The sequence below is a fragment of the Paenibacillus sp. Root444D2 genome, from assembly GCF_001426375.1.
GTDB lineage: Bacteria > Bacillota > Bacilli > Paenibacillales > NBRC-103111 > Paenibacillus_E.
The window spans coordinates 265,358-287,751 of sequence record NZ_LMEO01000001.1 but is presented as its reverse complement, the minus strand read 5'-3'; the positions used below and the strand labels follow the sequence as shown (position 1 = coordinate 287,751).

Annotated in this window: 21 protein-coding genes; all 21 read left to right on the top strand. The window is 42.2% G+C overall.

The annotated features are described in order from the left end of the window. Nucleotides 1-38 precede the first annotated feature (38 nt). The 21 genes from ASD40_RS01355 (at nucleotide 39) to ASD40_RS01255 (ending at nucleotide 22,374) form a co-directional block, all read left to right on the top strand. Nucleotides 39-1,142, top strand: a complete 1,104-nt coding sequence (locus ASD40_RS01355; protein WP_057301542.1) for a protein-glutamate methylesterase/protein-glutamine glutaminase — start codon at nucleotides 39-41, stop codon at nucleotides 1,140-1,142. 51 nt (nucleotides 1,143-1,193) lie between these two features. Further along, nucleotides 1,194-3,260, top strand: coding sequence for a chemotaxis protein CheA (locus ASD40_RS01350; RefSeq protein ID WP_057301541.1), 2,067 nt, complete (start codon nucleotides 1,194-1,196; stop codon nucleotides 3,258-3,260). Between the two features lie 27 nt (nucleotides 3,261-3,287). Beyond that, a complete protein-coding gene (locus ASD40_RS01345) occupies nucleotides 3,288-3,749 on the top strand; it encodes a chemotaxis protein CheW (protein ID WP_057301540.1) in 462 nt (153 codons plus the stop codon). 36 nt (nucleotides 3,750-3,785) lie between these two features. After that, nucleotides 3,786-4,373, top strand: coding sequence for a chemotaxis protein CheC (locus ASD40_RS01340; protein ID WP_414858669.1), 588 nt, complete (start codon nucleotides 3,786-3,788; stop codon nucleotides 4,371-4,373). Continuing rightward, nucleotides 4,370-4,864, top strand: a complete 495-nt coding sequence (locus ASD40_RS01335) for a chemotaxis protein CheD (RefSeq protein ID WP_057301538.1) — start codon at nucleotides 4,370-4,372, stop codon at nucleotides 4,862-4,864. The genes ASD40_RS01340 and ASD40_RS01335 overlap by 4 nt, the downstream gene beginning before the upstream one ends. Then, nucleotides 4,861-5,298: a hypothetical protein gene (locus ASD40_RS01330; RefSeq protein ID WP_156389849.1), complete on the top strand. Its 438-nt coding sequence runs from the start codon at nucleotides 4,861-4,863 to the stop codon at nucleotides 5,296-5,298. Before ASD40_RS01335 ends, ASD40_RS01330 begins: the two co-directional genes overlap by 4 nt. A gap of 19 nt (nucleotides 5,299-5,317) precedes the next feature. Further along, on the top strand, nucleotides 5,318-6,106 hold the full coding sequence (locus ASD40_RS01325; RefSeq protein WP_057301536.1) for a FliA/WhiG family RNA polymerase sigma factor: 789 nt from the start codon (nucleotides 5,318-5,320) through the stop codon (nucleotides 6,104-6,106). 36 nt (nucleotides 6,107-6,142) lie between these two features. Further along, nucleotides 6,143-7,552, top strand: coding sequence for a DUF342 domain-containing protein (locus ASD40_RS01320; protein WP_057301535.1), 1,410 nt, complete (start codon nucleotides 6,143-6,145; stop codon nucleotides 7,550-7,552). 19 nt (nucleotides 7,553-7,571) lie between these two features. Further along, nucleotides 7,572-7,895: a hypothetical protein gene (locus ASD40_RS01315; RefSeq protein WP_057301534.1), complete on the top strand. Its 324-nt coding sequence runs from the start codon at nucleotides 7,572-7,574 to the stop codon at nucleotides 7,893-7,895. A 34-nt stretch (nucleotides 7,896-7,929) separates the two neighbouring features. Next, complete coding sequence (locus ASD40_RS01310; protein ID WP_057301533.1) at nucleotides 7,930-8,553, top strand: hypothetical protein; 624 nt, start codon at nucleotides 7,930-7,932, stop codon at nucleotides 8,551-8,553. Continuing rightward, nucleotides 8,546-9,061, top strand: coding sequence for a hypothetical protein (locus tag ASD40_RS01305; RefSeq protein ID WP_057301532.1), 516 nt, complete (start codon nucleotides 8,546-8,548; stop codon nucleotides 9,059-9,061). The genes ASD40_RS01310 and ASD40_RS01305 overlap by 8 nt, the downstream gene beginning before the upstream one ends. 251 nt (nucleotides 9,062-9,312) lie before the next feature. Then, nucleotides 9,313-10,011, top strand: coding sequence for a 30S ribosomal protein S2 (rpsB, locus tag ASD40_RS01300; RefSeq protein ID WP_029195233.1), 699 nt, complete (start codon nucleotides 9,313-9,315; stop codon nucleotides 10,009-10,011). A gap of 113 nt (nucleotides 10,012-10,124) precedes the next feature. Further along, nucleotides 10,125-10,775 (top strand): translation elongation factor Ts, encoded by a 651-nt coding sequence (gene tsf / locus ASD40_RS01295; RefSeq protein ID WP_057301531.1) that lies wholly within the window; start codon nucleotides 10,125-10,127, stop codon nucleotides 10,773-10,775. A 92-nt stretch (nucleotides 10,776-10,867) separates the two neighbouring features. Continuing rightward, the gene (gene pyrH, locus ASD40_RS01290) at nucleotides 10,868-11,593 is read left to right on the top strand and encodes a UMP kinase (RefSeq protein WP_057301530.1); all 726 of its coding nucleotides are present in this window, start codon (nucleotides 10,868-10,870) and stop codon (nucleotides 11,591-11,593) included. Nucleotides 11,594-11,596: 3 nt separating this feature from the next. Further along, a complete protein-coding gene (gene frr, locus ASD40_RS01285) occupies nucleotides 11,597-12,151 on the top strand; it encodes a ribosome recycling factor (RefSeq protein ID WP_029195236.1) in 555 nt (184 codons plus the stop codon). A gap of 64 nt (nucleotides 12,152-12,215) precedes the next feature. Then, nucleotides 12,216-12,989: an isoprenyl transferase gene (locus tag ASD40_RS01280; RefSeq protein WP_057301529.1), complete on the top strand. Its 774-nt coding sequence runs from the start codon at nucleotides 12,216-12,218 to the stop codon at nucleotides 12,987-12,989. 45 nt (nucleotides 12,990-13,034) lie between these two features. Beyond that, complete coding sequence (locus ASD40_RS01275) at nucleotides 13,035-13,829, top strand: phosphatidate cytidylyltransferase (RefSeq protein ID WP_057301528.1); 795 nt, start codon at nucleotides 13,035-13,037, stop codon at nucleotides 13,827-13,829. A gap of 24 nt (nucleotides 13,830-13,853) precedes the next feature. Further along, nucleotides 13,854-14,999 carry a 1-deoxy-D-xylulose-5-phosphate reductoisomerase gene (locus tag ASD40_RS01270; RefSeq protein ID WP_057301527.1) on the top strand — a complete coding sequence of 382 codons (1,146 nt, stop codon included), beginning with the start codon at nucleotides 13,854-13,856 and terminating at the stop codon, nucleotides 14,997-14,999. Nucleotides 15,000-15,266: 267 nt separating this feature from the next. After that, on the top strand, nucleotides 15,267-16,526 hold the full coding sequence (rseP, locus tag ASD40_RS01265) for an RIP metalloprotease RseP (RefSeq protein ID WP_057301526.1): 1,260 nt from the start codon (nucleotides 15,267-15,269) through the stop codon (nucleotides 16,524-16,526). Between the two features lie 22 nt (nucleotides 16,527-16,548). Then, nucleotides 16,549-17,997 (top strand): proline--tRNA ligase, encoded by a 1,449-nt coding sequence (gene proS / locus ASD40_RS01260; protein ID WP_057301525.1) that lies wholly within the window; start codon nucleotides 16,549-16,551, stop codon nucleotides 17,995-17,997. A gap of 66 nt (nucleotides 17,998-18,063) precedes the next feature. Next, nucleotides 18,064-22,374 (top strand): PolC-type DNA polymerase III, encoded by a 4,311-nt coding sequence (locus tag ASD40_RS01255; protein ID WP_057301524.1) that lies wholly within the window; start codon nucleotides 18,064-18,066, stop codon nucleotides 22,372-22,374. Nucleotides 22,375-22,394: the final 20 nt, after the last annotated feature.

Here is a 22,394-nt window from a genome sequence, read left to right as displayed (position 1 = left end):
TCGTGGTCGAATATGCACATAAGAGGGAGGGAAGCAGCTTGGCACCATATAACATTCTTGTCGTAGACGACTCCGTCTTTATGCGAAAAATTATAAGCGATTTGATCTCTGATAATCCTCAGTACAAAGTCATAGGAACAGCAAAAAATGGTCAAGAAGCTATTGAACAAGTGAAGCTATTGCGCCCCGATGCCGTTACGATGGATGTGGAAATGCCAATAATGAACGGTTTGGATGCTTTACAGCGAATCATGACCGAACAACCAACACCCGTCATTATGTTAAGTTCCTTAACCCAAGAGGGTGCATCTGAAACGATTAAAGCACTCGAGTGGGGAGCCGTCGACTTTATTCGAAAGCCGTCAGGCTCCATATCCCTTGACCTGTATAAAGTAAAACAACTTCTACACGAGAAGCTGCATATGGCAGTTCGAACAAAGTTGCGGCCGGTACAGCAACAGCCTGTGCCTCCGCGGGTTATTCAACCGCTAATAGCCAAGAGTATTGCAAGTTCGATAAAAGCACCCGATACTAAACTTGCTGCAAAGCCTGGTTCAACGCATTTCGATCATCTAGTAGCCATAGGTACTTCAACTGGAGGACCTCGCGCTTTACATCAGGTGATCTCTCATATTCCAGCAGGTTTTCCTGCGCCGATCTTAATTGTTCAACATATGCCGCCTAATTTCACCAAATCATTAGCCCAACGTCTGAATGACATTTCTCAGATACAAGTAGTCGAGGCTGCGGAAGGGGATGTGCTCCAAACGGCAACAGCTTATGTAGCACCGGGAGGATGGCATATGGTCATCTACAAAGATACGGACAAAACGTACAAAATTCGCTTGACCAAAGAAGAACCTCGTTCTGGCCACCGCCCTTCGGTGGATGTCATGTTTGAGTCCTTGCTTGGAATGAATGAGTTGAAGCGGCACATCGTCCTGATGACCGGCATGGGGAGCGATGGAGCTAAAGGTATGCTCTCATTAAAGCAATCCGGTGTATCAACAACCATTGCCGAGTGCGAAGAAACTTGTGTCGTATACGGGATGCCAAGAGCTGCTGTAGAGATCCAAGCTGCGATGCATGTTTTGCCACAGCAGGATATTGCAAGTCGGTTAGCTCAATGCGTACTTAATTAAATGAAATTTAGTAAACAGGTTACATAATGATTCTATTGGAGGTGTGTGGTTTTGGAACTTAGTCAATATTTATCCATGTTTATCGATGAATCGAAAGAGCATTTGCAATCTTTGAATGAGAACTTACTTAGTTTAGAAAGCAATCCTCAGGATATTAGTATTGTTCATAACATTTTCCGCTCTGCTCATACGTTGAAAGGGATGTCCGCAACAATGGGCTTTGAAGATATCGCTGCCCTAACGCACGAGATGGAAAATGTGTTGGACTTGGTACGTAACAGTAAAATTGAAATGAACCCATTCATTTTTGACTGCATTTTCAAAAGTCTTGATTCATTGGAATCTATGGTCGAAGATATTATTCAAGGTGGTACAGGAAAAGCGGATGTTTCACCAATCGTCGTTGCTCTTCGTTCCATCGTGACAGGTGACTATAAAACCGCACAAGCTCCAGCTGTGACAGCTGCGAAGGAACCAGCAAAAGGTATCGAAGTTGATGAGTTTCAATTTTCTATTCTTCAACAATCGATTGACTCGGGATTCCTTGTATTTTATATCGAAGTAAGTGTTAATGAGAATTGTGTACTTAAGGCAGCAAGGGCATACATGGTGTTCGATGCACTGGAGCAAATGGGCGAAATCGTAAAAGCGACGCCATCCGTACAAGAAATCGAACAAGAGAAATTTGATCGTTCCTTCTCGCTTTATTTTATTTCTAAGGTTGATCAAGTAACGTTAGAGAAAGAAATTTTGAACGTTTCCGAAATCCAATCAGCCGTCATTATCACAGTTGATTCAGAATCACTAGCCGAATTATCCCGTCCAAGAACTGAAGTTGAGGCGGCAAGACAAGAAATAGCTGCAGCGGTTGCAGAAGGGATTGCACCAGCTGTATCTGTTGAAGCCATACATAATGTTGAGCCAGCTACAGCTGCAGCTAAACCAGCAGCAGGTGGGGCTCCTGTTGCAAGTCGTACCATTCGTGTTGATATTGAACGCTTAGATGCGCTCATGAATCTGTTCAGCGAACTTTTAATTGATCGAGTACGTTTAGAACAACTTGCTAGCGAGGTTAAACGTAATGATCTAACTGAAACAGTTGAGCATATGTCAAGGGTTAGCAGTGATTTGCAAAATATTGTATTGAAGCTCCGCATGGTACCAGTAGATTCGGTATTTAATCGTTTCCCACGGATGATAAGGGATTTGGCTAAATCGCTAGATAAGAAAGTAGATCTGGTCATTACTGGTGCAGAAACGGAATTAGATCGGACCGTCATTGATGAAATTGGTGATCCGCTTGTACATTTACTTCGTAATGCTGTGGATCATGGTATTGAGTCAATCAGCGATCGACTGGCTGCTGGCAAAAGTGAGCAAGGTACCATTCAGTTGCGTGCTTTCCATAGCGGCAATCATGTCTTTATAGAAATTGAAGAAGATGGTAGAGGGATTTATAGAGAAAAAGTATTGAAGACTGCACTCAAGAATGGCCTTGTAACAGCTGAACAAGCAGCGAAGTTAAGTGATTTGGAAGTATACAACTTGTTGTTCGCATCTGGTTTTAGTACGGCTGAGAAAATTTCTGATATTTCAGGACGAGGCGTAGGTCTAGACGTTGTGAAAACGAAGATTCAAATGTTGGGTGGACATGTTCAAGTTGATTCCAAACCAGGTTTTGGAAGTAAGTTCTCTGTCCAATTACCACTGACACTGTCTATTATTTCCGCCATGCTTGTGCGTCTTGGCAGCGAAAAATATGCGATACCGTTGTCATCCATTGTTGAAACTTCAGCTATTCAGAAGCAACAGATTCGTAACATTCACGGGAACAAAATGGTGGATTATCGTAATACGGTTATTCCTCTTGTATCGCTCAGTACATTGTTTAATGTACCTGATTTCGATGAGGATCTTGAGGAAGAGACTGAGATTGTTGTTGTACGCAAAGGGGACAAACAAGTTGCCTTGATGGTAGACGAATTTATTGGTCAGCAAGAAATTGTTCTCAAAACGTTAGGTAAATATTTATCCGGTCTATTTGCAATATCCGGTGCAACGATTCTAGGAGATGGACAAGTTGCATTGATCATTGATCCGAATGCATTGATTAAATAATTACATACTTTTAGGGAGGTTTTCACAATGGGAGAAGAGAAAAAGGTAATCGTCTTCGCACTTGGAACGGAAGAGTACGGCGTGGAAGTTGAGAAAGTTAGAACGATCGAAAGAATGCAGCCAATGACTCGCGTACCTAAAGCACCTGCATTTATTAAAGGCGTTATTAATCTTCGCGGTGTTGTTATTCCTATTATCGATCTTCGCTCAAGGTTTGGACTTGAAGAACAAGCTAATTCAGATGCTACTCGTATTATCATCGTATCTGCAGGTGACTTTGAAGTTGGTCTTATCGTAGATTCTGCGAATGATGTTATTGATCTGGACACAGACAATATTGATAATCCACCAGAAATTGTGGGTGGTATCAAAGCCAAGTATCTGGATGGTATCGCGCGTGTCGGCGAACAAAGATTACTTGTTTTGCTGAATTTAGAGCAAGTCTTGGATCGTGATGAACTTCAACAGTTAGAAAGAGTAGAGGAATAGCTTGTGGATGTGTTTAGTCGTTTAGAGGATTTTCAAATGGACGTTCTCAAGGAAGTAGGTAACATAGGTGCAGGGCATGCAGCTACTGCCCTATCTACTTTGCTGGATAAGCCGATTGATATGCTTGTTCCAAAGGTTAGAATGCTTCCTTTCGAAGAAATCTGCGAAAGTGTTGGCGGTGCAGAGACGGTGGTTCTTGCTATCTTCTTGCGAGTGGATGGTGACGCACCTGGAAATATGTTTTTTATCCTTGATTTAGATGCTGCCAAAAATATGCTAAGGGATTTGATTGGGCTAAGTATCGAAAATCAGGAAGAGTATTCAGAACTGGAATTATCTGCTCTGAATGAAATAGGGAATATTCTAGCCGGTTCTTATTTATCTTCTCTTGCTGATTTTACGAATTTGAATATGCAACCTACTGTCCCTGCATTAGCCATTGACATGGCTGGTGCCATCTTAAGCTATGGATTATTGCAATTTGGCCAAATGGGAGATCAAGCCCTTCTCATTGATACCAAATTTATGGAAGGGGAAAATGAAGTACAAGGGCATTTCTTCTTAATTCCTGATCCGGAATCGTTTGGCAAAATATTTTCGGCATTAGGGGTAGAGTCTCCATGACGTTAGATAATTTAATTAAAGTAGGAATGGCTGACCTGAATGTTGCTCACCAGACAGGTGTATTGAAGACAACGGGGCTGGGTTCGTGTGTGGGTGTCACCTTATATGATAGCCGCGTAAAAGTGGCAGGTATGGCTCATGTGATGCTGCCTTCCTCCGAGATAGCTCGTGAAGGTTCGCTGAATATTGCTAAATACGCGGATACGGCTATTCCTGAGTTAATCTCCAGAATGGAAAAGCTAGGAGCTACTGTGAATAGGCTGGAAGCTAAGCTTGCTGGCGGTGCTCAAATGTTTGCATTTGCAGGAAATAATGATACGATGAGAATTGGTCCAAGAAATGTAGAATCTTGTAAAGAAATGTTGAATAAATACAAAATTCAGATTCGTGCTGAGGATACCGGGGCTAATTACGGTCGAACGATAGAATTTCATAGCGAAACCGGCATCCTGGTTATTCGAAGTGTCCAATTAGGAGTAAAGGAAATTTGATGATGATTGGAACCATTCGAATTAATGTCATCGTAGCATCATTGGCGGGCTTATTTACATTTGCCTTATCGATCGGCAATAATTTATTTTTTTCTACTTGTCTAAAAAGTGCATACAGCTTTCTTATTTTATTCGTTCTGACATTTGGTTTTAGATGGGTGTTGGGTGTAATGATAGGAGCTGAACATGCTGCAGGCGGAGCATCTTATGCGAATTCCGCAACAGAATCATCCGTTGGTCAATCATTGGATTTGACTACACCGGATGAGGATGAGGAAACACGTGAGATGATGAAGGCTAACCTGGGCAGTAATAACTCTGTACTATCTAACGAAATGCAATTTTCACCACTGAATCCACCTAAGCTAGTCACCAAGAATAATTTGGACCCTGAACAACTGGCGGGTGCCTTAAGGCGAATGTCTGAAGACTAAGGATGGTGAAACATAGATCATGATCGAGCAAAAGCAATCACAACTAGTTAATATCGAGTTATGGAAGCAATGGAAGGAGCAGGGCTGGGTTCCCGCTAAGCAGTCGCTTATCGAGAGTTACTTGCCCTTAGTCGACTATGTTTCCGGACGTATGGCAATAGGACTTCCCAAAAGTGTTTCGAGAGAGGATCTTTCGAGCTTTGGTGTGATGGGCCTTATCGATGCTGTGGAGAAATTTGACTATTCACGGGGACTACAATTCGAGACCTATGCTTCTTGGAGAATTCGTGGTTCAATTATTGATGGACTTCGGCAAGGGGATTGGGTTCCTCGATCTGTGAGAGAAAAGGCCAAGAAGGTCGAAGATGCTTACCAGAAGCTAGAGCAGCAGTATCTACGTTCCGTTACGGATGCTGAGATCAGCGACTATTTACAAATTAGTGAGCAAGATTTTCAGCAGATGCTTCAGGATATTTCGATTACAACCGTTTGTTCGATTGATGATCCCATCCGTGAGGAAGATTCGGAAACGCGTCTTTCATTACTTGTTGACGAAAAAGCCAAGAACCCGGAGTTTCAAGTTAATGAGTTTTATTTGAAGGAGTCATTGGCCAAGGCTATTGAACGACTAACAGAGAAAGAGAGAACGGTTGTCTCGTTATTCTATTTCGAAGAGCTCTCCTTAAGTGAAATTGCTGAGGTTATGTGCTTGTCTCCTTCTCGTATTTCCCAATTACATTCGAAAGCAATTCTTCGACTTAAAGGCGTACTAGGTCGATTTAAGACGCAATTATTTCAAGATACATAAACATACAATCAGAAGGTAATGAAAGGTGGTTTGTCTATGCTTGAGAGGAACATGCCTTTGGATTTTTACATTAGTATTTCCATCTCGGATGACAAATTAACAGCTTATTTGTTAATTAACAATGTTGATGACGATTTTCGAGTAACAGCAGGACAATTGGAAGAGTTAGTTCAAACGAATCACATCGTTCACGGTTTAAATCGACCTTTACTTGCTCAAATAGCTGCAAATCCGAAACCTTTTTATCATCAAAAAGTTGCAATTGCAACGGGGACCAAAGCAATAGAAGGCCAAAGCGGCTATATTAAATTTATTTTTGATTTTGATGAGGATGAAAAAAAACCGCTGGAGCTGGATGACGGCAGGGTAAATTATAAAGAAGTTGTATCCCTTCATAATGTTAGAAAAGGACAGCTTATCGGACAGCGTTTTCTGGCAACGGAAGGCACACCGGGAAGAGCGGTTACAGGCGAGACCCTTTTTACTAAAGCAGGGAAAGAAGCTAGATTTAAATTAGGTAAGAATGTGGTAACAGACGCTGAACAAATGGGCCTTTATTCTACAATTGACGGCATGGTGGTAAGAACAGATCGTGACAAAATTAATGTGTTTCCTGTCTATGAAGTAAATGGAAATGTTGATTATAATATTGGGAATATTGATTTTATTGGTACAGTGGTTATTCGTGGAAATGTTCTTCCTGGTTTTAAAATCCGTGCAGCAGGAGATATTCGTGTTACTGGTGGCGTGGAAGCTGCAGAACTTGAAGCTGAAGGTTCAATTGATATTAGTGCAGGCATTGTTGGGCAGAATAAAGCACATGTCAAAGCTGGAAAGAATGTAAAAAGTTCTTTCATTCAAGATGCTGTTGTTGAAGTTACTGGAGAATTAACGGTTTCTCAGAGTATTATGCATTCAACGATTAGAGCAGGCAAGGCTGTTAATTGTAGCGGTTCCAAAGGACTCATTGTTGGAGGCACCATACAAGCCGGGGAGCGTGTTACTGCGAGGACGATAGGGAATTCGATGTCAACGGCTACAGTTGTTGAAGTTGGCGTTCTACCAGAGCTTCGTAATGAAATGATTGATCTACGCAATCAACTGAAAGTATACATGGAAAATATGGATAAAACGGATAAAGCGCTTACGCTATTAAATCAATTAGCTGCAGCAGGTCAACTAGGCCCGGATAAAGTGGCCATGCGAATCAAGTTGACTCATACGAAAAAGCAAGCGTTAGAAGAGCAAAATACCATTAAAGAACGTATACTTGAGATTGAGAAATCGTTAGAAGACTCCGACAAAGCGAAAGTAGAAGTATTGTCTACTATTTACGGGGGAACGAAGATTGTCATCGGCCGGTATACGAAATTTATCAAGGATCCAACAAACCGTATGACTTTCCGTTTAAGTGAAGGCGATATTTCTATGAGTGCCTATGTGTAAGTGAAGGAGAGGGTAAGCGATGAGTTTTAAAGCCATCGATTTACAGTTCGCTGTACACAAAAACGATGAAGCGGGCATCCGTCAAAATCAGCTTATGCAGAAACCGCGGCAGGACGAAACGGTCTTGGAGAATCAAGCTGCTCAAACAACGGAGAAGGATCGCCATCGCAGCAGCAAGCTTGAAGAGAGTGTTCGTACAGATATCAAGGATCATGGTGACCAGCGTCAGCAGTTTAACAAGGGTAAGACGAAGAACAAAGGTAAAGCAGTTTCCGCTTCTCCTGAAGGCAGCTATCAGCCAGATCATCCGTATAAAGGGCATCATATTGATTTATCCTTATAACTAGTTATCTCTCATATAGAAAAAGGTGAACCCAATGGCTATGCAGCCGTGGATGTATGTCGTACTTTTAGGACTTGTTTTGATTGTTTATGCACGTTTCTTGCCTAAGGAGCAAGCGTCTGCGTCCACAAAGAACAACGTAGTCCAAGAGATCGAGGAAACCATCGAGCATTTCGCTGCTGAGATGGATGAACAAAATCAAACGCTGCTCAATCTGTTCTCCAAAACGAAACAAGATTACGAGAAAGAGCTTGCTAAGCTTGCTGGCAGACTGGAATCATTGGAAAAGCAAAAGCATGAACTGTCGCAGGAATTAACGAAAGTGCATGTCAATCATCAAATGAATCAAGGAATAAATGCGGCAACTGACGTGTTATCTGATGATCAGCATGCTGTGATTTCGGGAGTACCTATTACTAATCCAGCTCATTCTGTTCAAGTCACGTCTTCTGAACTTATTGCATCTTCTAAAGAACAATCCTTAGTAGACGAATCTACCTACACTGGATTGAGCATGAAGAGCAGATACAGTGAACTATTTTCATTACATGATCAAGGAAAAGGCGTCGAAGCGATTTCTAAGAAGCTAGGCATGAATAAAGGCGAGGTCAGTCTAATCCTTCAATTATCCAGACAGGAGGAGAGGGCACGTGTTTAAAAATAGGTCGTATGTTTTTGGAATAGGGACTGGAATTATTGTAGGAGCTTTACTTCTGCAAATTATGTCTGTGCGGGCTAGTGCACCTAGTCAAACTGGCCTTACATTGGATGAAATGGATCCTCAGAAGTTAAAAGTCGAAGCTGCGAAGTACTACCAAGTATTCGATAAGAACACAAAAGTTTTTACGCAATCGGAGTTCGATGCAGCAGTATTGAAAAAGGTAAAAGAGGAAACAGACAAGTTGACGGCAGCTAAACCTCAGGAACAGCCCAAAGCAAATACACCTGAAGTTGCTCCGAAAATAATTATTTATGTACAACCAAATCTTGATGCAACAGCTGTCAGTGAACTTCTCGTGAAATCCGGCATTATTTCGGATCGTAAAACTTTCATTACGGAGCTCGATAAGCAAGGTGGCAGCACCAAAATTCAGATCGGTTACCATGTTTTTGAAGGTGTTACGGATATCCCCAAAGTCGTGGCCAATTTAATTACAGTTCAATAGATAGTCCGACAAATGGATCTTTATTATGGAGGTCTGTTTTTGTTGTTTCTATACATATACATGCCTTTTGTAGGACAAAATGACTATCATGACAAAAGGTTGCATAGGCATTTCAGTTGTGGTATATTTATTCACGGTGTTAAAAACTCACGCCCGTCAATTTGCATAATGGTGCTTACTTCGGTAAGTTTTATGCAAAGATGCGACAGGCGGCGGATACCAAATAAACCATTTTAGAGGAGGGATTGGGGATGGCAGTTATCTCCATGAAACAGCTTTTAGAAGCTGGCGTACATTTCGGTCACCAAACACGTCGTTGGAACCCGAAAATGGACAAATACATCTTTACAGAAAGAAACGGTATTTACATTATCGATCTACAAAAAACGGTTAAAAAAGTTGAAGAAGCTTACAACTTTGTTAAATCCGTTTCAGAAGATAATGGAACGATTCTTTTCGTAGGAACGAAAAAACAAGCACAAGATTCCGTTGCTGAAGAAGCAGAACGTTGCGGAATGTACTTCATCAACCAACGTTGGTTGGGTGGTACACTAACAAACTTCCAAACGATTCAAAAACGTATTGACCGTTTGAAAACTCTTGAAAGATGGGAAGAGGACGGTACTTTCGAAGTTCTTCCTAAGAAAGAAGTTATCATTCTCCGTAAAGAGAAAGATCGTCTTGAGAAATTCTTGGGCGGAATCAAGAACATGAAGGGGCTGCCTAGCGCACTTTTCATTATCGACCCACGCAAAGAGCGTATTGCTGTTGCGGAAGCTCGCAAATTGGGTATCCCAATCGTTGGTATCGTTGATACAAACTGCGATCCGGACGAAATTGATTACGTGATTCCAGGTAACGATGATGCTATTCGTGCCGTTAAATTATTAACAGCTAAAATTGCTGATGCAGTTATCGAGGCACACCAAGGCGAGCAAACAACAGCTTAATCTATAGGAATGTGAAAAGGGTGGTTGGAAGGTGTAACAGCCTGTCACCACCCTTTTTTTAAAGAATCAATAGGTATTACATACCAATAACAACTATCGGGAGGTTTCTTTCAATGGCAGTTACAGCAGGACAAGTGAAAGAATTACGTGAAAAAACAGGCGCAGGGATGTTGGATTGTAAGAAAGCACTTGAAGAAGCAAATGGTGATATCGTCAAAGCGGGCGAACTGCTTCGCGAGAAAGGTCTTTCTGCTGCAGCTAACAAAGCAGGCCGTATTGCTACAGAAGGCGCAGTAGAATCTTACATTCACGCTGGCGGTAAAGTAGGCGTACTTGTTGAGATCAACTGTGAAACTGACTTCGTTGGTAAAACAGAGCAATTCCGTACTTTCTGCAGAGACATCGCAATGCATATCGCAGCGGCTAACCCGACGTATGTACGTCGTGAAGAAGTGCCAACAGAAGCTTTGGAGAAAGAAAAAGAAATTCTTCGTAACCAAGCTTTGAATGAAGGTAAACCAGAGAAAATCATTGACAAAATGGTTGAAGGCCGTATTGGTAAATACTACGAAGAGTTCTGCTTGATGGAGCAACAATTCGTTAAAGATCCAGACAAAACAATCGACCAATTGTTGAATGAAAAAGTCGCAGCAATCGGCGAGAACATCACCATTCGTCGTTTCGTACGTTTCGGCCTTGGTGAAGGTCTTGAGAAAAAACAAGAGAACTTTGCAGAAGAAGTTATGTCCCAAGTTAAACTATAATAGGCGTTTAAAAAAGATGGAACACTTGGTGTTCCTTCTTTTTTAGCCAATAAGAGAGATCTTTTCAAGCATTGAAACGGAGGTTATACAAGTTGGGTCAACCTTTTTATAAAAGAATAGTGCTAAAATTGAGCGGCGAAGCTTTGGCAGGACAGCAGGGTTATGGCATTGATTCGGAAGTGATTACTTCCATTGCCCAACAGGTAAAGGATGTTGTGGAATTAAGTGTAGAAGTCGCTATCGTTGTTGGCGGTGGAAACATTTGGCGCGGTATTGCAGGCAGTGAGAAGGGGATGGATCGTGCGACAGCAGATTACATGGGTATGCTTGCAACTGTCATGAATTCATTGGCTCTGCAGGATGCATTGGAGAATCTGGATGTACCTACAAGAGTTCAATCTTCTATTACTATGCAGCAAGTGGCTGAACCATACATCCGTAGAAGAGCAATGCGTCACCTTGAAAAAGGGAGAGTTGTTATCTTCGCGGCAGGTACAGGGAATCCATACTTCTCAACAGATACTACAGCGGCTTTAAGAGCAGCTGAAATTGAAGCAGAAGTTATTCTTATGGCCAAAAATAAAGTGGATGGCGTATATTCAGCAGATCCATTCAAAGATCCAACAGCGAAGAAGTTCGAGACGTTAACTTATATGGAAGTTATCAGTAACAATCTTGGTGTCATGGATTCCACCGCATCTTCCCTTTGTATGGATAACAACATCCCGTTAGTGGTGTTCAATATCACAGAAAAAGGGAATATCAAACGAGTGGTCCTTGGCGAGAAAATTGGGACTACAGTTAAAGGGAGTGTCTAAACCATGCCACAATCAGTAAAAAAGAATGCAGAAGATCGGATGGATAAAGCAATTGGCGCATTAAGAAGAGATTTAACTTCTCTTCGTGCAGGCCGTGCTACGCCATCTTTATTAGATCGCATCCAAGTGGAATATTACGGAGCGATGACACCTGTGAATCAACTTGCGAATTTAACAACACCTGATTCACGTACTTTACTCATTCAACCATGGGACAAAAGTTCGATGACATCGATTGAGAAAGCGATTATGAAGTCTGACTTAGGATTAACGCCATCTAATGACGGATTGGTTATTCGAATTGTTATTCCTGCTTTAACAGAAGAGCGTCGTAGTGATCTAGTGAAAATGACGAAGAAATTTGGCGAGGAAGCCAAGATCGCTATTCGTAACATCCGTCGCGATGCCAACGATGAGATCAAAAAGTTAGAAAAAGCAGGGATCTCTGAAGACGAGTCCCGCAAACATCAAGAGGATATCCAAAAGTTTACGGATAAATTCGTAGCTGAAGTTGAGAAAGTTTTGGCTGCTAAAGAAAAAGAAATCATGGAAGTATAAGATAGATATGCCCCCGGGTATTCGCTGGGGGTTTTTCATCTTTCCCTAGTTGGGAGGAACAACTGTGCTCAAGCTATTTAAGAAATGGTTAGGAATTAATGGTAAGTCTGTTTCTTCAGCTATACCAGCTATCGAATTAGATAAAGTGCCAGCACATGTCGCTATCATTATGGACGGGAACGGTCGTTGGGCTAAGCAAAGAGGCTTGCCTCGTGTAGCAGGGCATCATTCCGGGATGAAAAATGTTAAGAAAATTACGATGGCTGCAAATGAGATCGGTGTTAAAGTGCTAACAATGTATGCTTTTTCAACGGAAAATTGGAAAAGACCGAAGGAAGAAGTCGAATTTCTAATGAAACTTCCTCAAGAATTTTTTCCTTTAGAAATTGAAGAGTTGATCGAAAACAATGTTCGTATCCGAATGACGGGTTGGAAAGAAGGCTTACCTGATTACACACTCAAAGCGATTGAGGGAGCTATCGAACGGACGAAAGATAATACAGGACTCATTCTTAACTTTGCCTTAAATTATGGTGGACGTAAAGAAATGATTGCTGGTGTTCAGGATATGATTCGTGATGTTCAAAATGGCAAACTACAAATAGAAGATTTGGATGAGGCAAGTTTTTCTTCCTATATGTTAACCTCGGATTTACCAGATCCAGATTTGTTAATTCGAACAAGTGGTGAGCTTAGACTTAGCAACTTTCTTCTTTGGCAATTAGCATATTCGGAGCTTTGGTTTACGGAGGCATACTGGCCGGAATTCACGGAATCATTATTTATGCAAGCAATTGCAGAATATCAGCGCCGCGGGAGAAGATACGGAGGTATCTAATCACTTCGTATGCTTCCGGCGCGTGTTCATCTAGGAGGATTCAACTTGAAGCAAAGGATCATCACGGGAGTCATTGCCGGGCTCGTTTTCATTACGTTATTAGTATTGGGTGGTTATTGGTACGCTGGGTTAATCGTGTTATTGTCAATTATCGGCTATCGTGAGTATATGCAAATGAATGGCTACACGAAGTATAGATTAACAGCGGTTGTTGGTTTAATCTCTTTGTTATACTTAACGGTGCCGTGGGAGGCATTTGGTGGTTCACTTCCCGTTTCTTCGACTGCCATGATTTGGCTGACTATGTTTGTCTTGCTTTTCATTACAGTTGCTTCAAAAAATACGATTACAATCGATCAGGTTTCTGTTGTTTTACTTGGTGTCATTTACATAGGTTTTGGATTCAATTATATGATTGCTGCACGCTTAATGGAGCATGGCTTATTTTGGTCAATCGTTGTGTTTGTATGTATTTGGGCTTCGGATTCAGGAGCTTATTTTGTCGGTTCGAAGCTAGGAAAACATCTTCTATGGCCTCAAATCAGTCCTAAGAAGTCAATTGAGGGAGCCGTTGGTGGCGTCGTTATTTCGATGATTGCCGCACTTGCTTTCGCCTGGTATGCACCGGATTTACTGGGACTTGGCAAGGCATTGGTGCTTGGCTTCGTGATTGCTGTTGTTGGACAAGTCGGAGACTTAATACAGTCTGCTTATAAACGAGTAAAGGGTATTAAAGATACGGGAGCCTTACTTCCCGGGCACGGTGGTGTACTCGATCGTATGGATAGTTGGCTTATCGTATTTCCATTTATTCATTGGCTGGGAATTCTTACTCACTAATAGTCATAGGCGAGGTGGAATATGATGAAACGGATTGCCATTCTGGGTTCAACAGGATCTATTGGTACACAAACCTTAGATATTGTCCAGCATGCCCCTGATAAATTTCAAATCGAAGCATTATCTGGCGGTTATAATAGTCAATTATTGATTGAACAGGTGAAAAAGTTTCACCCAAAAGTAGTATCCATAGCGACCAAGGAGCTGGCCGACGAAGTTTCCAAGAATGTTTCATCATCGACCAAGGTGTTATATGGTGAAGAGGGATTATTGGAAGTTGCCGCATCGACAGATGCAGAACTGGTTGTAACAGCTTTGGTAGGGAGTCAGGGACTTAAGCCTACAATGGCTGCGATTGAAGCCGGCAAACACATTGGTCTTGCAAATAAAGAGACGTTAGTGAGTGCAGGCCATATTGTAAAGGATGCTATTCGTCGAAAAGGTGTGTCTTTGCTGCCTATTGATAGTGAGCATTCGGCTATATTTCAATGTTTGAATGGTGAGAATCGCTCACAAATTTCGAAAATAACGCTTACTGCTTCTGGTGGTTCCTTTCGCGATCGATCGCGTGAAGAGTTAGAGGGAGTAACGGTCGAACAAGCCCTCCAACATCCGAATTGGTCGATGGGAGCCAAGATTACGATCGATTCCGCGACGATGGTTAATAAAGGTCTTGAGGTCATTGAGGCTCATTGGTTATTTGATCTCTCCTATGACCAAATAGATGTCCTCATTCATCCTGAAAGTGTCATTCATTCCTTTGTAGAGTTTGTTGATAATAGTGTTATTGCTCAACTTGGTAATCCGGATATGCGAGTTCCTATTCAATACGCATTAACTTATCCAGACAGATATCCGACGCCGACCAATCGACTAGATTTGGCTGCCATCGGAAAGCTTCATTTCCGTGAAATGGATTACAATCGGTATCCGTGTTTACGAATGGCCTTTGAGAGCGGTAAACAGGGAGGTACTACACCTACTGTTTATAATGCAGCGAACGAAATAGCTGTTGCACGGTTCCTCAAAGGTGAGATTAAGTTCTTGCAAATTGAACAGATCATTGAAGTTGTTTTGCAGAAACACGAATCCCATTCAAACCCTCATTTAGAACTCATTCATGAGCAGGATATTTGGGCAAGAGCCTTTGCATCATCCATCGCTTTTTAATTTCATGAGAGCTTGGTCAGCGAGGTTGGCTCGGCTCTTTTTTCAATCTATCACCTAGGCGCTTTATAAAGTAAAGTCTAATTCAATCTCCCAGCTCGTATACTGTGCTAAAAGAGCATAGCTTGTATTCAGCAGTTCAATAATGGTAATCTAAGAACATGCTGTCCATAAGTGGATGCTTAAAAGGCAGGTTTTCAAACGAAAACGATATGGTTTTTGCAAACATAGGTAAGTTTTCTGAAGAAAACTCGAAGGAGGAAATACGACTTGTCAGCCATAGAAGTTGGATTGAAGGTTATTTTGTTGTTTTTCGTTCTTGTTACGATTCATGAATGGGGTCATTTTTATTTTGCGAAACGTGCAGGCATCTTAGTTCGGGAATTTGCAATCGGTTTTGGACCCAAAATTTTCTCATATAAAAAAGGGGAAACTCGATATACCTTGCGTATTCTGCCAATTGGTGGATTTGTTCGCATGGCAGGGGAAGACCCGGAAATTGTCCAAGTGAACCCTGGACAAACGGTTGCCGTTAAATTAAATAAACAAGATCAAGTGTCATCTCTTTATCTTGATCAACTAGATCGACGCTCAAATGTTATCATTGGTGTCGTGGAACAAATTGATCTAGAGAGAGCGCTTCAAGTATCACTTGATGTTGACGGAGAAAGAGTTACTTATCCCATTGATCCACAAGCGATGATGGTGACCAAAGGGACAGAAACACAGATTGCTCCATATGATCGTCAGTTTGGTTCGAAAACAGTTGGTCAGAGAGCAATTGCTATTGTGATGGGGCCTGTGATGAACTTCATACTCGCCATTGTGTTGTTCTTTATGGTTGTTATTATGTCGGGCGTATTTACGAACGTCAAGCTAGATTCTGTGCTTGCAGGTAAGGCAGGCGAGAAATCGGGTCTCCACAAAGGGGATATCATTATATCAATTGATAATCAGCCGATTGGTGATGACCGCGAGAAGCTTGTCACCTCGATTCAATCATCTGCAGGAAAGCCTATGACCTGGGTTGTGGATCGTTCAGGTAATCCAATTACACTTCAAGTTACACCTGAAATGGAAGCAGGGGCTGGTAAGCTAGGTGTAGTCATTTCAGGGGATCGTAGAAGTGCAACCTTTAGCGAAGTGTTAACTGGCACTTATGAACAAGTTGTTGGAACAACGATTGGCATTGTGACTGGTTTACAGAAACTTGTAATGCTGCAGTTTAAACTTGATGATCTAGGCGGACCTGTCCGTACAGCTCAAGTATCAGCTGAGTTTGCCAAAATGGGAATTACTTACTTAATCTCATGGGCAGCAACATTGAGCTTGTATCTAGGTATATTTAATCTCCTGCCTATTCCAGCTTTAGATGGAAGTCGACTTCTATTTATGGGTCTAGAGGCATTACGCGGGAAGCCAATTGATCCGAATCGAGAAAGTATGGTTCATTTTGTTGGTTTTGCATTGCTAATGCTTCTCATGGTGGCAGTTACTTACAATGATATTTTAAGATTAATTAAGGGATAGTCCTAATATTGTAGGAGGGTTTATGTCAAACGATAAACAGTTTGTTAAAGAGATTACACCACAGGGAGAGGATTTCTCCCGTTGGTACATAGACGTAATCAAGAAAGCTGATTTGATGAGCTATTCGCCAGTTCGCGGATGTATCGTATTTAAACCGGATGGCTATGAAATCTGGGAAAACATTCAACGTGAACTCGATAGCAAATTCAAAGAAACGGGTCACCGGAACGCCTATTTCCCTTTATTTATTCCAGAAAGTTTTTTCCAGAAGGAAAAAGAACACGTGGAAGGCTTTAATCCAGAGCTGCCTTGGGTCACTGAAGCAGGTGGAGAGAAGCTCGAAGAGCGACTAGCTATTCGTCCAACTTCGGAAACGATGATTGGTCACATGTATTCAGAATGGATCAACTCCTATCGCGATCTTCCGCTTTTGATTAATCAATGGGCTAACGTAGTTCGATGGGAGAAGCGGACATTGCCTTTCCTTCGTACTACGGAGTTCCTGTGGCAGGAAGGTCATACGGCTCATGAAGACGAGCAGGATGCTCGCCGTGAAACGATGCAGATGCTGGAAGTATACCGCGAATTTGCGGAAGATTTCTTAGCAATCCCTGTCATTGTTGGGCAGAAGACTCCTTCTGAGAAATTCGCGGGTGCTGTCGATACATTCTCTATCGAGGCAATGATGAAAGATGGGAAAGCGGTGCAAGCTGGCACTTCTCACTATCTGGGTACGAATTTTGCAGTCGCTTTCGATATCAAGTTCTTGGACCGTGAGAATCAGCATCAATTTGCCCATACGACTTCATGGGGAGTTAGTACTCGACTCATCGGTGCGCTTATCATGGCTCATGGCGATGATCGTGGGTTGGTATTGCCTCCTAAAGTAGCCCCTACACAAGTCATCATGATTCCAATTGGTCCTCCAAAAACACGGGAACAAGTTATTGGGCGTGTAGACGAATTGTTTGCAGAGCTAAAGAAAACAGGCGTTCGTGTTAAAGTGGATGACCGAGCTGACCAAAGCCCAGGTTGGAAATTTAATGAATATGAAATGCGTGGTGTACCGATCCGTGTTGAATTAGGTCCTCGTGACATGGAAAATGGACAAGTCGTTCTCGTTTCTCGCGTAAGCGGGGAGAAGAAAACCGTTCAGCAAGCTGACTTTGTTCAGGAAGTTCAAAATTTACTTGCTGAGATTCATCAGCAGATGTATGATAAAGCGAAGCAGTTCCGTGACGAGCATTACATAGCGGTGGATTCTATTGATGAGTTCAAATCATTCCTAGAGACCAAACGCGGATTTGCTTTGGCCGGCTGGTGCGGGTCTAATGTTTGTGAAGATCAAGTGAAGGAAGAGACGGGGGCAACAAGCCGAAATATTCCCTTCAATCCTTCAGAAACGAAATCAACATGTCTGGTTTGCGGCGATGCTGCTAAACATACGGTCGTTTTTGGCCGAAGTTATTAATTACAATCAAGGGCAAATGGAAGCAACAATTCCATTGCCCTTCGTATTTTTATGGGGAGGCTGTTCATGAGTAATTTGGCTGATAAACGGAATCGCTTTGAGCTTTTGATGCAGCAAGCCGAGATTCCAGCCGATATCGTGCGGTCATTTTTTGCGGAAGGCTACATCGAGCAAGTAGAAATTAGTCGTAAAAATCGCGACTGGACCTTTTATTTGGTGAAAAATGAAATAGTGCCTCAAAACACTTACCGTTCATTTTGTAAAATGATCCAAGAGAAGTTTGCTCAAATTGCGAAGATTCGTTTTATTTGGAAATTTGAGCAAGCAGAACCCGCGGCTTTGGTAGATGAATACTGGAGCCTGTTTATGGAATGGCTGCAGCGTGAAGTTGCATCGATTAATGGTTGGATGTCAAAAGCAAGGGTTGAGGTACAAGGTCACACGCTAACTCTCATCATGCTAGATCAGATTGGACTTGAACTTGCTAAAAAGAAAAATGTAGATATGTTCATACGGAACTTTTTTCATAACTTTTTTCAAACAGAATTTAACGTAAAGTATGCGGTTAGTGATTCTACCGAGATCGAAGCTGAGTACGAGAAATTTGCGAAGCAGCGCGAGCAAGGCGAGAAGACCATTACCCAAGAGATCATGATGTCCATCGACATGGAAGAAGAAGTATCTTCATTACCAGATACGGATCTCAAGCTTGTCATGGGCATTGATATCAAAGAGGTACCGACGCCAATCAAGGACATTCAAGAAGAAGAGAAGAAAGTGGCAGTTCAGGGTACCGTATTTGGGCTAGATGTCAAGGAATTGAGAAACGGGAACACGTTATATACATTTAACCTGACTGATTTTACCGATTCTTTGGCGATGAAGGTATTTGCGAAAACCAAAGATGATGTGAAAATTATGAGCTTGCTTGCAAATGGAACATGGATTAGAGCGCGAGGCAAGGTCGAGTATGATCGTTTCATGCAAATTCCTGAACTTGTCATGATTCCAAATGACTTGTATGAAGTTATGGCACCTAGAGATCGGATGGACGATGCAGCTGAGAAGCGCGTTGAGTTTCATTTGCACACGACCATGAGTACTATGGATGCTTTAACTCCTATTGATCAATATGTGAAAATGGCCGCTAAATGGGGACATAAAGCCATAGCGGTTACTGATCATAGTAACATTCAATGTTTCCCTGATGCAGGAAAAGCAGCCAAAAAGCATGGGATTAAAGTGATTTATGGTGTGGAAGCTAACGTTGTGAATGACTCTGTTCCTATTGTGATGAATGGTAGAGATATGGATCTGAAGCAAGCCACATATGTGATATTCGACGTAGAAACAACGGGGCTTTCTGTTACCAATAACCGAATTATCGAGCTTGCTGGTGTTAAAATGCAGGACGGTAAAGAAATTGAGCGGTTTGCAACGTTCATTAATCCTCACGAGAAAATTCCTTATAACATTCAACAACTAACGAACATTAACGATGATATGGTAAAAGATGCGCCTGATATCGAGGACGAGCTTCCTAAGTTCATTGAGTTTGTCGGTGATTGCGTTCTCGTAGCCCATAATGCACGATTTGATATGGGTTTCCTTCAAGCGAATTTGAAGCGTATGGGATTGCCAGAGGTTACGAACTCCGTACTGGATACCCTTGAGCTTGCTAGATTTTTATTCCCATCAATGAAGAACCATCGTTTGAATACCTTGTCGGATAAATTTAAAGTAGGCTTGGACAACCATCACCGAGCGATTGATGACTCTATTGCCTTAGGTTTTGTTTTGTATCATTTAATTAACGAGGCTAATGATCGACAAATAACGAATCTTGCTAAATTGAATGATTATGTAGGCAAAGATTTGTCTAATCAGCGCCCTTTCCATTGTTGTGTTTACGCACTAAATGCCGTTGGGAAAAAGAACTTATTCAAACTTATATCCTTATCCCATACTACGTATTTACAACGCTCCGCAACGATTCCAAAAAGTGTTCTAGTAGAGCATAGAGAAGGTCTTCTTATTACCTCCGGCTGTGAAAAAGGGGAATTCTTTGAAGCCGTTCTAAATAAATCAATCGAAGAAGCCGAGCAAGTGGCCGAGTTCTATGACATTCTCGAGATTCAACCAGTGAGCTATAACATGCATCTGGTAGAGAAGGGTCTCGTGGGGAGTGTCGAAGATTTAGAGAATGCGGTACGACGTGTTTGTGAAATTGGTTATAAGACCGGTAAACCGGTTATTGCTACAGGGAATGCGCATTATCTGAATCCTCGTGAGAAAGTATGCAGAGATATTGCCATTAATGGAATTACCGGATTTAGTCCACTGAAAACCATGAAAAAACCGGATGCTCACTTCCGTACGACCAAAGAGATGCTGGAAGAATTCAAGTTTCTTGGTGAAGAGAAAGCACTTGAAGTTGTCGTGCGCAGTACGAATGATCTGGCAGATCGGTTCGAAGTCATTGAACTATTCCCGGATAAGCTGTTCACACCCATCATCGAAGGAGCCGACGAAGAAATTCGGACGACTTGTTATAATACTGCGAAGGCTATGTATGGAGACGAACTTCCGGAAGTCATTATAGCCCGGCTTGAGAAAGAGCTTGTTCCGATTATTAAGTTCGGTTTCTCTGCCAACTATTTGATTTCCGAACGTCTTGTGAAAAAGTCGAATGCGGATGGCTATCTCGTAGGTTCAAGGGGTTCCGTTGGTTCTTCCGTCGTTGCGATGATGTTAGGCATTTCCGAGGTTAATCCGCTTCCTCCTCATTATATATGTCTATCTTGTCAGCATAGTGAGTGGTTCCTGGACGGGAGTGTTCCGAGTGGATTCGATCTTCCGAACAAAGTTTGCCCGAATTGCGGGGGGAATTTAAAAGGTGACGGTCACGACATTCCGTTCGAGACGTTTCTAGGCTTTAAAGGGGACAAGGTTCCCGATATCGATTTGAACTTCTCTGGCGTTTATCAACCAATTGCGCATAATTTTACGAAAGAAATTTTTGGTGAGAAGAATGTATTCCGTGCGGGTACCATCGGTACTGTCGCCGAGAAGACAGCATTCGGATTCGTTAAGAAGTATGAAGAAGAGCAAGGCCAGAAATGGCGCGGTGCTGAGATAAGCCGACTTGCTGCGGGCTGTACAGGTGTGAAGAGAAGTACAGGTCAACATCCCGGCGGTATTGTCGTTGTACCCGATTATATGGAAGTTGATGATATCACACCCGTACAATATCCAGCAGATGATAAGAATTCAGAATGGAAAACAACCCATTTTGATTATCATGCCTTTGACGCCAATTTGCTGAAACTTGATATTCTCGGACACGACGACCCGACGATGATGCGGATGCTGCAAGATTTAACGGGAGTTGATCCAACGACCATACCTATGAATGATCCGAAAGCGATGAGCATTTTCAACTCGACTGAGGCGATTGGGGTCAGACCGGATCAAATTCGTTCTCCAGTAGCTACTTATGGTGTTCCGGAAATGGGAACCAAGTTCGTTCGTCAAATGCTTCAGGAAACGCAGCCAAGCTCCTTTGCCGATTTATTGCAAATTTCCGGTTTATCACATGGAACGGGAGTTTGGCTTGGTAATGCACAGGAGTTAATTAAAAAAGGGATATGCAACATTAAGACGGTTATTGGTTGTCGGGATGATATCATGCTCTTCTTGATTTATAAGGCAGGAATGGATGCAGGTCTTGCTTTCAAAATTACCGAGAGTGTTCGTAAAGGTAAGGGGCTTACAGATGAATGGAAAGATGAGATGAAACGCTGTAATGTGCCAGCTTGGTATATTGAATCTTGTGAACGGATTGAATATATGTTTCCAAAGGCGCATGCTGCTGCTTACGTTATCTCTGCTGTTCGTACAGCTTACTTTAAGGTTTATCATCCGATAGCCTACTATGCGACTTATTTTAGTGTTCGTGCGGCTGACTTTGATCTAGAGCTTCTGTGCCAAGGATATGATGCCATTCTTAAAAAGTTGATTGAGATTGAAGAGAAAGGCTTCCAGGCGCTGCCGAAAGAAAAAGCGATGGTTTCCATTTTGGAAATGTCACTCGAAATGACGTCCCGTGGCTTCAGTTTCAAACCGATTGATATCTATCGTTCGGATGCAACGCGGTTTATTATCGATGGTACGTCACTTATCCCGCCATTTGCGGCAATGTCAGGTATCGGAGATAACGCAGCCCAAAATATTGCTGCTGCCAAAGAGGAGGGAGACTTCCTTTCCATCGAAGATTTCCAGAAACGATCCAAAGCCTCAAAGACGGTTATTGAGATGCTCAGCGCGATGGGATGCTTCCGCGGATTGCCGGAATCGAATCAATTGTCCTTATTCTAAGCTTTCGAAGTGAGTTTTCT

Coding starts and splice junctions, on each gene's coding strand:
- ASD40_RS01345 (WP_057301540.1), top strand. CDS start 3,288: ATGGGAGAAGAGAAAAAGGTAATCGTCTTCGCACTTGGAACGGAAGAG.
- ASD40_RS01340 (WP_414858669.1), top strand. CDS start 3,786: ATGGACGTTCTCAAGGAAGTAGGTAACATAGGTGCAGGGCATGCAGCT.
- ASD40_RS01335 (WP_057301538.1), top strand. CDS start 4,370: ATGACGTTAGATAATTTAATTAAAGTAGGAATGGCTGACCTGAATGTT.
- ASD40_RS01325 (WP_057301536.1), top strand. CDS start 5,318: ATGATCGAGCAAAAGCAATCACAACTAGTTAATATCGAGTTATGGAAG.
- ASD40_RS01320 (WP_057301535.1), top strand. CDS start 6,143: ATGCTTGAGAGGAACATGCCTTTGGATTTTTACATTAGTATTTCCATC.
- ASD40_RS01315 (WP_057301534.1), top strand. CDS start 7,572: ATGAGTTTTAAAGCCATCGATTTACAGTTCGCTGTACACAAAAACGAT.
- ASD40_RS01310 (WP_057301533.1), top strand. CDS start 7,930: ATGGCTATGCAGCCGTGGATGTATGTCGTACTTTTAGGACTTGTTTTG.
- rpsB (WP_029195233.1), top strand. CDS start 9,313: ATGGCAGTTATCTCCATGAAACAGCTTTTAGAAGCTGGCGTACATTTC.
- tsf (WP_057301531.1), top strand. CDS start 10,125: ATGGCAGTTACAGCAGGACAAGTGAAAGAATTACGTGAAAAAACAGGC.
- frr (WP_029195236.1), top strand. CDS start 11,597: ATGCCACAATCAGTAAAAAAGAATGCAGAAGATCGGATGGATAAAGCA.
- ASD40_RS01270 (WP_057301527.1), top strand. CDS start 13,854: ATGAAACGGATTGCCATTCTGGGTTCAACAGGATCTATTGGTACACAA.
- proS (WP_057301525.1), top strand. CDS start 16,549: ATGTCAAACGATAAACAGTTTGTTAAAGAGATTACACCACAGGGAGAG.
- ASD40_RS01255 (WP_057301524.1), top strand. CDS start 18,064: ATGAGTAATTTGGCTGATAAACGGAATCGCTTTGAGCTTTTGATGCAG.